10 protein-coding genes and 2 pseudogenes are annotated in these 12,008 nt (G+C 33.6%); 3 read left to right on the top strand and 9 right to left on the bottom strand.

Annotated features, from left to right (window positions below):
- Positions 1-20: 20 nt before the first annotated feature.
- From STRUR_RS02880 to STRUR_RS02860, 5 genes and pseudogenes are all read right to left on the bottom strand, one after another.
- Positions 21-866 (bottom strand): NAD(P)H-hydrate dehydratase, encoded by an 846-nt coding sequence (locus STRUR_RS02880; RefSeq protein WP_006739929.1) that lies wholly within the window; start codon positions 864-866, stop codon positions 21-23.
- Positions 853-1,716 carry a bifunctional methylenetetrahydrofolate dehydrogenase/methenyltetrahydrofolate cyclohydrolase gene (locus STRUR_RS02875; RefSeq protein ID WP_006738844.1) on the bottom strand — a complete coding sequence of 288 codons (864 nt, stop codon included), beginning with the start codon at positions 1,714-1,716 and terminating at the stop codon, positions 853-855. Before STRUR_RS02875 ends, STRUR_RS02880 begins: the two co-directional genes overlap by 14 nt.
- A 109-nt stretch (positions 1,717-1,825) precedes the next feature.
- Positions 1,826-2,559, bottom strand: a pseudogene (locus tag STRUR_RS02870) (amino acid ABC transporter ATP-binding protein).
- Positions 2,559-3,244, bottom strand: a pseudogene (locus tag STRUR_RS02865) (amino acid ABC transporter permease). Before STRUR_RS02865 ends, STRUR_RS02870 begins: the two co-directional pseudogenes overlap by 1 nt.
- Before the next feature lie 115 nt (positions 3,245-3,359).
- Positions 3,360-3,590, bottom strand: coding sequence for a DUF1797 family protein (locus STRUR_RS02860; RefSeq protein ID WP_000443582.1), 231 nt, complete (start codon positions 3,588-3,590; stop codon positions 3,360-3,362).
- A gap of 291 nt (positions 3,591-3,881) precedes the next feature.
- Here STRUR_RS02860 and STRUR_RS02855 point away from each other — a divergent pair, with 291 nt between their 5' ends.
- The 3 genes from STRUR_RS02855 (at position 3,882) to STRUR_RS02845 (ending at position 7,082) form a co-directional block, all read left to right on the top strand.
- The gene (locus tag STRUR_RS02855) at positions 3,882-6,143 is read left to right on the top strand and encodes an ATP-dependent Clp protease ATP-binding subunit (RefSeq protein WP_006738907.1); all 2,262 of its coding nucleotides are present in this window, start codon (positions 3,882-3,884) and stop codon (positions 6,141-6,143) included.
- Between the two features lie 134 nt (positions 6,144-6,277).
- Positions 6,278-6,733: an NUDIX hydrolase gene (locus STRUR_RS02850; RefSeq protein ID WP_006738785.1), complete on the top strand. Its 456-nt coding sequence runs from the start codon at positions 6,278-6,280 to the stop codon at positions 6,731-6,733.
- A gap of 49 nt (positions 6,734-6,782) precedes the next feature.
- Positions 6,783-7,082 carry a DUF1827 family protein gene (locus STRUR_RS02845; protein WP_006739330.1) on the top strand — a complete coding sequence of 100 codons (300 nt, stop codon included), beginning with the start codon at positions 6,783-6,785 and terminating at the stop codon, positions 7,080-7,082.
- A 61-nt stretch (positions 7,083-7,143) separates the two neighbouring features.
- Here STRUR_RS02845 and ileS read toward each other — a convergent pair whose 3' ends face one another.
- The 4 genes from ileS to STRUR_RS02825 all read right to left on the bottom strand — a co-directional run bounded on the left by ileS (position 7,144) and on the right by STRUR_RS02825 (position 12,007).
- Positions 7,144-9,936: an isoleucine--tRNA ligase gene (gene ileS, locus STRUR_RS02840; protein ID WP_006739753.1), complete on the bottom strand. Its 2,793-nt coding sequence runs from the start codon at positions 9,934-9,936 to the stop codon at positions 7,144-7,146.
- A gap of 239 nt (positions 9,937-10,175) precedes the next feature.
- The gene (locus tag STRUR_RS02835; protein ID WP_006740676.1) at positions 10,176-10,949 is read right to left on the bottom strand and encodes a DivIVA domain-containing protein; all 774 of its coding nucleotides are present in this window, start codon (positions 10,947-10,949) and stop codon (positions 10,176-10,178) included.
- Positions 10,950-10,958: 9 nt separating this feature from the next.
- On the bottom strand, positions 10,959-11,747 hold the full coding sequence (locus tag STRUR_RS02830; RefSeq protein ID WP_006738612.1) for a YlmH family RNA-binding protein: 789 nt from the start codon (positions 11,745-11,747) through the stop codon (positions 10,959-10,961).
- 2 nt (positions 11,748-11,749) lie between these two features.
- The gene (locus STRUR_RS02825; protein WP_006738620.1) at positions 11,750-12,007 is read right to left on the bottom strand and encodes a YggT family protein; all 258 of its coding nucleotides are present in this window, start codon (positions 12,005-12,007) and stop codon (positions 11,750-11,752) included.
- Position 12,008 lies beyond the last annotated feature (1 nt).

Below are 12,008 nucleotides of genomic sequence, written 5' to 3'. Positions count from 1 at the left end.
TAAAAAAACCAGTCCTAGGACTAGTTTTTCTCCTCATCTACAATTTGTCTCATCCACCTTGGAATTTCTGAGCTAATTTGTGTTGGACGAACCACATAAGCATTGAGCGCAAGCTCATCTGCTATCAGTGAATGAAGATAGGTTGCCGCAACAACAGTATCAAATAAATTTTCTCTAAATTGTGCAGAAAATCCAGCTATCATACCAGCTAAAGTATCACCCATACCACCTATTGACTGATGGGGACCGCCAGCTTCTATTTTTTGATCATGTTCTCCTTGAAAGACACTTGTTTCGTGACTTTTTGCAACAAGAATACTATTGTTTGGAAAATGACTTAGCGCTTCTTTTGTTTTTTCATCAGTTTGTTCAGCAATTGTTATGCCAGATAATCTTTCCCATTCTTTTTGGTGCGGAGTTAAGATTAAATGATTCGTTTCAAAATGAACTTGTTTAATATTAGCTAGAACATTTAAAGCAGAACCATCAATAATTAATATCTGTTCATCACTAACAACTTGCATAACTTGTTTTAAGAGCATTTTAGAACGGCTTGATTCTCCAAGTCCTGGTCCAATTAAAATCACATCACTGGCTTCTAAATTTTGCTTCATGAGTGGTAAATCATCAATGGCAAATGCCATTGCTTCTGGAAGATGACTGTGCAGTGGCATTATATTTTCTTTATCAGTTGCGACAGTTACCAAACCTGCACCAGAATTGACACAAGCTGTAGCAGCCATAATGATAGCACCACCATATGGATAAAGACCCCCGATTAATAAGACCCTACCATAAGTTCCTTTATATGAGTCATTGTCACGTTTATTAATAACTTTTTGTAATAATTCTTTAGTTGTTTCCATTTTTTACACTTCTAAATGCTGATTGATAAGTTTGTTCTAATAACATGGTTATGGTCATTGGTCCAACACCACCTGGGACAGGAGTTATATAGGACACTTTGTCTTTAAGATCTTCAAAATCTGCATCGCCAATTAGTTTTTGATTATCATCACGATTCATACCAACATCAATGACAACTGCACCAGATTTCACGAAATCTTTCGTGACAAAATGACCTTGTCCAATGGCAATAATTAGGATATCCGCCTGACTTGTAATCTCTTTAATATTTTTTGTTTTAGAATGTGTCAAAGTGACAGTTGCATTTTGAGCTAACAACAACTGTGCCATAGGCTTCCCAACAATATTTGATCTTCCAATAATAACAGCATGTTTTCCTTCAATTGGAATTTGATACTCTGATAACATTTCCATTATTCCAGCAGGTGTACATGGCACCATTATAGGGCGGCCAGACCATAAGTGACCTGTATTCATTGGATGGAAACCATCAACATCTTTATGAGGATCAATTGTCAAAATGATTCTTTTATCATTAATGTGTTTTGGTAGAGGTAGTTGCACTAAAATGCCATGTATACTATCATCTCTGTTATACTCTTCTACAATAGAGACTAATTCATCTTCTGAAATATCTGAAGACAATCTGACAGTCTCACTTTTAAATCCAGCTTTTAATGCAGCTTTTTCTTTATTTTTTACATAAACTTGACTTGCTGGATCATCACCAACTAAAATAACAACTAATCCTGGGACAATATGACTACTGGATTTTAAAGCTTCTACTTTTTTTGCTAACGCGATTTGTTTTTTCTGTGCTAAAGCTTTCCCATCAATTATTTTTACCATATTTTTCTCCCATAAGATTTTCTACCATTATAACAAATTATTAACTAATTTTTTATATCTTTTGTTCACTATTTTACATCAAAAAAAAGATTGTTACTACAATCTTTTTTTACAGCACTTTACTGAGAAAGTCTTTGGTTCTATCTTCTTTTGCTGCTGCAAAGATTTCTTCAGGACTTCCTTCTTCAATAATCTGTCCTTGATCCATAAAAATAACACGATCTGCAACTTCACGCGCAAACCCCATCTCATGAGTCACAATAACCATTGTCATCCCGGTTTTTGCAAGATCTTGCATAACAGAGAGAACTTCTCCTACCATTTCTGGATCTAAGGCAGAAGTAGGCTCATCAAATAGCATAACATCAGGATCCATAGCAAGACCTCTTGTAATAGCAATACGCTGTTGTTGTCCTCCTGATAAACTTTGTGGATAGGCATTCTTTTTATCTTCAAGACCAACTTTTTTTAAAAGTTTGACAGCAATGGCTTGCGCCTCGCTTTTGTTTATTTTTTTTGTTTTTAAGGGTGAAAGTGTAATATTTTCTTCAACAGTCATATTTGGAAAAAGATTAAATTGCTGAAAAACCATTCCCATTTTTTCACGCATTTTAAATATGTCATTTTTTTATCAGTAATATCAATATTTTCAAATAAAATCTTTCCTTTTGTAGGTACTTCAAGAAGATTCATACTTCTAAGGAGTGTCGATTTTCCCGAACCAGAAGGACCGATGACAACTACAACTTCACCTTGATGAATATTTAGGTTAATTCCCTTCAAAACATGATTATCTCCAAAACGTTTATGTAAATCTAAAATTGAAATAAGCTCAGTAGCCATTATACCCTTCCTCCTTGACTTAGTTTTAATTCCATTTTCTTTAGTAATGCAGATAAAATAGTCGTTAAAATAAAATAATAAAAGGCCGCAAATAATAATGGTGAAATCGGTAAGTAAGTTGCCGTTACAACTGATTGTGCTCCATTCCATAATTCCATAACACCAATAGTTTGAAGAAGTGAACTATCTTTTATAATGGTAATAAATTCATTACCTAATGCAGGTAAAATATTCTTAAAGGCTTGAGGAAGCACAACGTATCTCATCGTATTTTTAGGTCTTATTCCAAGAGAATAAGCGGCTTCTACTTGTCCTTTTGGAACTGCTTCAATACCAGCTCTGACAATTTCAGAAACATAAGCCCCACTATTCAATGAAATAATAATTATACCTGGTAATAATCTTGAGAAATCTAAGTCAAGCACTCCAAAACCTATTGTTGGCATACTATTAAAGTGCATCCATGCAAAAGCAATCATGATCTGAACAACCATTGGTGTTCCTCTGAATATCCATACACAGATAGTCACAAACCATTCAAAAACTTTGATGTGACTACGTTTCAACAATGTGACTAAAACGCCGATAATGGTACCAAAAAAACAACACTAGCTGATATTAACAAGGTTACCACAACACCGTAGTTAAAGTAAGCCCAATATTTTGGCAAAAAAGATAAGTCCATGATTAACTCCTAATTTATAATAATAAAAAAGATTATGGCACTTTATGAATAAAAATACAATAATAATTCAATTTTTAATAAAAATAAAAAACCTACTCAAAGTAGGTTGTGTTTATTAATACAATAAATCATAAATTTCCATTGCAATTAAGTCGATACTATCAAATGAATATGACTCACGTGCTTCAACATCTCTTAATGTGAATACTGGACCATTTTCTGGATCATTGCTAAATGAAACTTCCGCAACAACGACTCCTTCACGTTCAAAATTACGTTTTAAGTTACCACCATCTGTTGCCATTAATTCAAGGCGATTAATAATTCTCACTAAATGTGATTCCATTTTATTTCTCCTATTACTTTTGTTGTCCTATTTATTTTATCACAAAAATAATAAAAGCGACAAGAAAAGTACTGAATTTAGGCTTTTTATAGCATTTCTTTAAAATCAAGCAAATTTAACACTCTTTATACGACAGTGCTAATGTTATAATCTTTTTACTTGAAAAATCTATATCTGGTGCTATAATGAAATTATAAAGTTTGACCATTTTTGACTAATAGTCAAAGATAGTTAATTTAGTGTAGAAAGAAGCTCTTTTTATTAAAGGAAAAAGAGTAACGGAGGTTAATAATGCTCTGTCAAAATTGTAAGTTAAATGAAGCAACTATTCATTTGTACACGAATGTAAATGGAAAACAACAACAAATTGATTTATGTCAAAATTGCTATCAAATTATGAAAACTGATACAAGTCATAATATTTTAGGTAGTCTAAGTCAAAGTAAAAAAACTCAAGAAGATAGTCTAAATCCTCTTTTTGATGATTTCTTTGGCGACTTAAATAATTTCAGATCATTCAGTGGTGATCTTCCAAATACACCACCAACACAAGCTGGCGGACAAGGTGGAAATGGAAATGGCAATAATGGTCGTTTCAGACAAGGTCCTACAACAGCTAATAGCCAGCAAAAACAAAAAGGTCTTCTAGAAGAATTTGGAATAAACGTGACTGAACTAGCAAGACAAGGAAGCATTGACCCAGTTATTGGTCGTGATGAAGAGATCAAGCGTGTCATTGAAATCCTCAATCGTCGTACCAAAAATAATCCTGTTCTTATTGGGGAACCTGGTGTTGGTAAAACTGCAGTTGTTGAAGGACTTGCCCAAAAAATTGTAGATGGTGATGTTCCACAAAAATTACAAGGTAAACAAGTTATTCGTTTAGATGTTGTTAGTCTTGTTCAAGGAACTGGCATCCGAGGTCAATTTGAAGAACGAATGCAAAAATTAATGGAAGAAATTCGTAATCGTCAAGACGTTATTTTATTCATTGATGAAATCCACGAAATTGTAGGTGCTGGTAATGCTGGTGATGGTAATATGGATGCTGGTAATATCTTAAAACCTGCTTTAGCACGAGGTGAACTACAACTTGTCGGCGCTACTACTTTAAATGAATATCGTATCATTGAAAAAGATGCTGCGCTTGAAAGACGTATGCAACCTGTCAAAGTAGATGAGCCATCAGTAGAAGAAACAATTACTATCTTAAAAGGTATCCAACCAAAATACGAAGATTATCACCATGTGAAGTATAGTGATGATGCTATTGAAGCAGCCGCAATTCTTTCAAATCGTTATATTCAGGATCGCTTCTTACCTGATAAAGCTATTGATTTGCTTGATGAGTCAGGTTCAAAAATGAATCTTACTTTAAATTTTGTTGACCCTAAAGAGATTGATCAACGATTAATTGAAGCAGAAAATCTCAAAGCACAAGCAACTAGAGATGAAGATTATGAAAGAGCTGCTTATTTTAGAGATCAAATTCTAAAATATAAAGAAATGCAAAAACAAAAAATCGATGACCAAGATACGCCAGTCATCACTGAAAAAAATATTGAAGAAATCATTGAACAAAAAACCAATATTCCAGTTGGTGATTTGAAAGAAAAAGAACAATCACAATTGATTAATTTAGCAGAAGACCTTAAGTCTCATGTTATTGGTCAAGATGATGCTGTTGATAAAATTGCTAAAGCAATTCGTCGTAATCGTGTTGGGCTTGGGACACCAAATCGTCCAATAGGAAGTTTCCTATTTGTTGGGCCAACAGGTGTTGGTAAAACTGAACTGTCAAAACAATTGGCTATTGAGTTATTTGGTTCAGAAGATAGTATGATTCGTTTTGACATGTCAGAATATATGGAAAAACATGCTGTTGCCAAATTAGTTGGTGCTCCTCCAGGATATGTTGGCTATGAAGAAGCTGGCCAGTTAACTGAAAAAGTAAGACGTAACCCATACTCACTCATTTTACTTGATGAAATTGAAAAAGCACATCCAGATGTTATGCATATGTTTTTACAAGTCCTTGATGATGGTCGCCTTACAGACGGACAAGGTAGAACAGTCAGTTTCAAAGATACTATAATTATCATGACTTCAAATGCGGGAACAGGTAAAGCTGAAGCTTCAGTTGGTTTTGGAGCTGCTCGTGAAGGCCGTACAAATTCTGTTTTAGGTGAATTATCTAATTTCTTTAGTCCAGAATTCATGAATCGTTTTGATGGTATCATTGAATTTAAATCATTATCCAAGGAAAATCTTCTTGAAATCGTTAGCCTAATGTTAGAAGATGTGAATCATCGTCTAGCTAATAATAATATTCACCTAGATGTCACAGAAAAAGTTAAAGAAAAACTTGTTGACTTAGGTTATGATCCTAAAATGGGAGCTCGTCCACTTCGTCGTACCATTCAAGATCATATTGAAGATGCCATTACAGACTACTATTTAGAACATCCAAACGATAAAGAACTAAAAGCTGTCATGACAAGTAATGGTAAGATTAATATTAAAACTATACAAACAGCTGAAAAAAGTGACTAAAAAGAGCTATTATTTTAGCTCTTTTTTTATTTCATGTTGAAATCGGTTTCTATTTTTCGATAATAATAAAAATTCTAATACTATTCGTGTCCTTTTTAAGTGAAATTTTGTATAATAATAAAAAGGAGTTTATTATGACTAATCCCACATTTGGTGTAAAAAAAGAAAATGTTGAATATCAATCACGATATGGTGTCTATACCGTTATTGCCGATAAAGAAAAAGAAAATATTGTCCTAGTTCAAGCTCCAAATGGGGCATGGTTTTTACCAGGAGGAGAAATTGAAAAAAATGAGGATCACGCTCAGGCATTAAAACGAGAACTCATTGAAGAATTAGGATATGAAGCCAACTTAGGCGACTATTTAGGACAAGCTGATGAGTATTTCTATTCTAGTCATAGAGATACCTATTTTTACAATCCAGCTTATATTTATGAAGTTTCCGATTATCAAAAGGCTGGAGAACCATTAGAAGACTTCAATCATATTGCTTGGTTTCCCGTTGATTTAGCCATTGAAAAACTTAAACGTGGAAGTCATAAATGGGGCATTGATATTTGGAAAAAAGACTCCATTAAAAGAACCTAATTCTAGAATAAGTGTTATAATGAGATAAGGAATATTTAGGAGGATCATTATGAGATTAATCAACACTACTAGTAGTCACCCAGAACTTGTTCGAAACCAGTTACGAAATACTGATGCTCACCTTGTTGAAGTTTACTCAGCTGGAAATACTGATGTCGTCTTTTCTCAAGCTCCAAAACATTATGAATTGCTCATTTCAAATAAATACCGTGCGATAAAAGAGAGTGAATTAGAAACTATTCGCGAATTTTTCTTAAAACGTAAAATTGATTCTAAAATTGTCCTACATGATCAACTAAAAACGATACACACAAATAATTTAATTGAAATGTCATTTCCGACTAAATAAAAAGCAAGTTCTTACGTCTTGCTTTTTTTTTATAAAAAAAACTGGCAATTGCCAGTCTTTTTTAGTCTACTTCAAAACCTTCTTTTACTGCTTCAGGGAAGTTAGCTTCAATGATTGCAGCGGAGTGATCTGAGACTTTAACATTATAGGAACGCATTTTTACGGTTGGATCAATGCGACGTGATCGTTCACAAACTTCACCTTCTGCTCTTTCAACGCTAAATGCGACATCATCAAAAGTGACAGCTCCTTCAGGTGCTTGTTCATCACTAATGGTTAATTGTGAAACAATTAGTAGTTGTGCAATATCACTATCTAAAGCAGTCAACAATGTTTTAACTTCTTCAGACGGATATACCGTTAAATGAGCTTCTAGAGATTTACCAATTACTTTAGCATTACGAGCTTCTTCTAAGGCTTTTTGAGCTTGTGTACGGAAGCTCATAAAGCTTTCCCAAACTTCTAAAATGCTATCTTGACCATCAAATGTTTTTGCTAGTGGCATTTCAGTTAATTGAACATATTCGGCCTCTTCATGTTCAAGATATGACCAAATTTCTTCAGCTGTATGCGGTAAAATAGGTGTTAATAATTTAGTAATATTCACCAAAACATCATAAAATACTGTCTGCATTTGACGTCTTGGAAGACTGTCTGCTGCTTCAATATAAACAACATCTTTTGCAAAATCTAAGTAAAAGGCTGATAAATCAATCGTGATAAAGTTAACGACAGCTTTATAAATAGCCATAAAATCAAATGACTCATAAGCTTTGTTAATTGTATTCACAAGACGATTAAATTTAATTGTCATGTATTTATCAACTGGACGTAAATCTTCATAAGAAACCGTATGTTCAGCAGGAACAAAGTCTGAAGTATTTGCAATCAAGAAACGAAGTGTATTTCTGATTTTACGATAAGTTTCAGAAGTTTGTTTCAAGATATCCATAGAAATACGAACATCATTACTTGAATCAACACTTGTTACCCAAAGTCGAAGAATTTCAGCACCAAATTGTTTTTCAACATCTGAAGGTAAGATTGTGTTGCCTAAAGATTTAGACATTTTTTCACCTTTACCATCTAAAACAAAACCTTGTGACAATACTTGTTTATATGGTGCATGTCCATTTACTGCGACTGATGTAATCAATGATGAGTTGAACCAGCCACGGTATTGATCAGATCCTTCCAAATATAAATCTGCAGGATATTCAAGACCTTCTCGAGCATTCATGACACCATTCCATGATGAACCTGAGTCAAACCAAACATCCATAATATCAGTTTCTTTTGTAAATTGTCCATTTGGAGAACCTGGATGTGTAAAGCCTTCTGGCAATAAGTCTTTAGCTTCTTTTTGCCACCAAATAATAGAACCATTTTCTTCAAATAAGTCAGCAATATGGTCAGTTACTTCTTTAGTCATAATTGGTGTTCCATCTTCAGCATAAAAAATTGGTAGCGGAACTCCCCAAGCACGTTGACGCGAAATTACCCAGTCACCACGGTCACGAATCATATTATAAAGTCGTGTTTTACCCCAAGATGGACTAAAGATCGTTTTATCAATTTCATCCAAAATATCTTGACGAAAATCTGATACAGATGCAAACCATTGTGGTACTGCACGCCATATTATTGGTTTTTTTGTACGCCAATCAAATGGATATGAGTGATTAATAACTTCACTTGCTAAGAGTAAGTCACCTAATTTGTCTTGAACTAAAGGTGTTACTTTGTCATAAAATTGACCTTGGAAATCAGGACCTGCATTTTCCATCATGATACCACGCTCATCAACGGTTACCATAACTTCTAGCTTGTATTTTACCCCAACATTATAGTCGTCTTCACCAAATCCTGGCGCTGTGTGGACAACACCAGTACCAGAATCAAGAGTAACATGATCACCAAGAATAACGAGTTCATCAACTTTCTTATCCCATGGGTGCTCAACAACTATCATTTCTAATTCATAACCTTTATGTTTTTCAACAACACTAACATTTTCCCAACCAAATTTATCTACTAATTGATCAAGAAGTCCCTCAGCGACTAAAAATTGACGTGTATCATTTTCAGGTTTTACAACAACATAATCCATATCAGGACCAACGGTTAAACCACGTGAAGCTGTGATTGTGAAAGGAGTCGTTGTCCAAACAACAATATATGTGTTATTTGTCAAAATACCTTTGCCATCTTTAACTTTGTTAGCATAATAAAGAGATGTTGAATCAATATCATGGTATTCGATTTCTGCCTCAGCAAGAGCAGACTCTGATGACCAAGACCAATAAACAGGTTTTGCACCACGGTAGATATACCCTTTGTCCGCCATTGCACCAAAGACACGGATTTGTTCAGCTTCGTATTCAGGTTTTAAAGTAATATAAGGATTTTCCCAATCAGCTGAAACACCCAATCGTTTAAAATCATCACGTTGCTTATCAACTTGACTTAAAGCATATTCTTTACACATTGCTAAATATTCAACTAAATCAATTTCTTTGCGTTTTACACCTTTTTTAGCAAGAACTTGTTCGATTGGTAATCCATGTGTATCCCAACCAGGAATATAAGGAGCATTGTAACCAGACATTGATTTTGAACGAACAATAATATCTTTAGAAATCTTATTTAAAGCATGACCAACGTGAATATTACCATTAGCATATGGAGGGCCATCGTGTAAATTAAATGATGGTTTACCTTCATTTAAAGCTTGTCTTTTTTTATAAATTTCAGCTTGTTCCCATTCCGTTTGCCAAATTGGTTCTTTGTTTGGAAGTCCAGCTCGCATTGGAAAAGCTGTTTTCCCAAGGTTTAACGTTTCCTTCAATTTCATGAAATAATTTCTCCTTATCAAAATAAAAAACACCCGTCACAAAAGGACGAATGCTCGTGGTACCACCTTAATTCAGAATAGTCATTGACTATTCCCTCAGTGCTCGTAAGGTGAGCATCCCTCCTAACTTACTCTGTTCAGTTAGAATAACAGAAAATGATAATTCATTTACCCAGGGATTGTAAGTCTCTCATCAACACTCACTTGCTGTAAATTTGAGTAATAGAATCTTGTTTTTCTTAGTCTTCAATATTTAATTTAAATGTTTGTGTTTCATTAAGATTAATTTCAGAATGTTCAACTTCAGCTGAAGTTGATTCTTCATGTTTAGCTTGTTCTGCTTCTAATTGTTTATTGCTTTCTTCAACACGTCTTTGTAGCTCTTCCATTTCTTCTGGTGAAAATTGACGCGTTGCATCAAATGATGCAGAATCTGAACTTTCTGGAACTTCTTCATCTAAAACTTTTTCAACAACTTCTCTAAATACAGAATCTGAATTTTGCAAATAAACAGCAGTTGGTTGTAATAACTCTGACCATTCTGGTGAATTGGCTAAACTTAATTGTGATTCAACTGCTGAAATAAGACGTTGATGGAAAACTCTTGTTTTACGTTTCAATTCTTCAGTATCAATTGCAACACGTTTTGCTTCATCTGTAGCATCTCTTAATATTTGATTTGCTTTTGATTTAGATTCATCCAAAAGTAATTGAGCATCATAATTTGCTTTGCTGACAAGATTAGAAGCTTCAGTATTTGCTGAGGCTTTAACCTTTTCTGCTGTTTCTTGTGCAAGAATAACAGATTGGCTAAGTGATTCTTTCATCTCATCGAAATAAGATAATTTTTCTTCTAAATCACGAATTCGAGCTTCTTGTTCTCTATTTTGTCTAACAAGTGCTTCATAATCATCAACTACAATGTCAAGAAATTCATTTACTTCTTCTTCACTGTAACCTCTAAGTTTTGTTTTAAACGTTTTGTCTTTAATTTCAAGTGCAGTAAGTGCCATGATATCTCCTTATTTATGCGCCGTTTTTTCAACAACTACTTTATGTTTACCACTTTTCGAAAGTCCATGATCTTCTTTTAGGTAAATACGTCCAAAACCTCTGACACTAATTAAATCGTCAATAGTTAGTTGTTCAGAAATTTTATTTTTTGGACGATAATTGACTTTTACTCTGTCAGATTCAATTAATGAAATGGCTTGATTTCTAGAAAGTTTAAAAGTACTTGCCACTATTTTATCTAATCTCATGCTAGAAAGCAAGAGTTCAATGGTTTGATTTGCTATTTCCGGTCTAACAAATTGATTATATGAAATTTCTTTAACTGAAACCTTAGCTCTAGCAATCCTAGTTATGGATTGCTTTAGTAAAGCAACAATCGAACAATCTACCAAAACTTGTGCAAATCCATCATGAACATAAATATCGCCTATTTTTTCACGCTTAATTCCAAGTTCGTTAATTAATGTCCCTAATATTTGACCATGTTTTAAATGATTAAATTTAGCATTATAGCTAATCTCAATTAAGGCCAAATTAAAATCTTTATTTTCTAATTGATAATACTGAGGGGCAATAATAACTTTAATGTATTCAGAATCTATAATTCTTGAACTTGTAAAAAATAACAAATCAGTAGATGACACTAGATTACTAAAAATCTGTACCTGTCTAGGGTTCAAAAATTCACTAACATAGAGTGAATAAGTCGCATCTACTCTATTGATAATGTCCAGATATCTATCAATTAGAAATCTCTCATCAGGATGATAATGCTGATATACAGTTTCTTGCTTCATTTTTATGAAAATAGTCTAATCAATACTTCACTCAAAAGATTTAAGGCAATCATAACAGCAAAAATGGTAAAATCTAAACCACCAATTTGTAAATTAAATCTTCGAAATGGCTTAATAATAGGTTCTGTTAACTCTCCTATTAGTCTCCCAATTGTAGATTGTGAAGCTCCAGGAAACCATGAAAGTAATGCATATGCGAATAGTAAGTAAGAGTAAAATCTTATTACTTTTAGAATAACAATAATAATAAAAATTCCCATA

Origin of the sequence: Streptococcus urinalis 2285-97 (assembly GCF_000188055.2) — a bacterium.
GTDB lineage: Bacteria > Bacillota > Bacilli > Lactobacillales > Streptococcaceae > Streptococcus > Streptococcus urinalis.
This window is presented reverse-complemented; position numbering and strand designations above follow the sequence as displayed.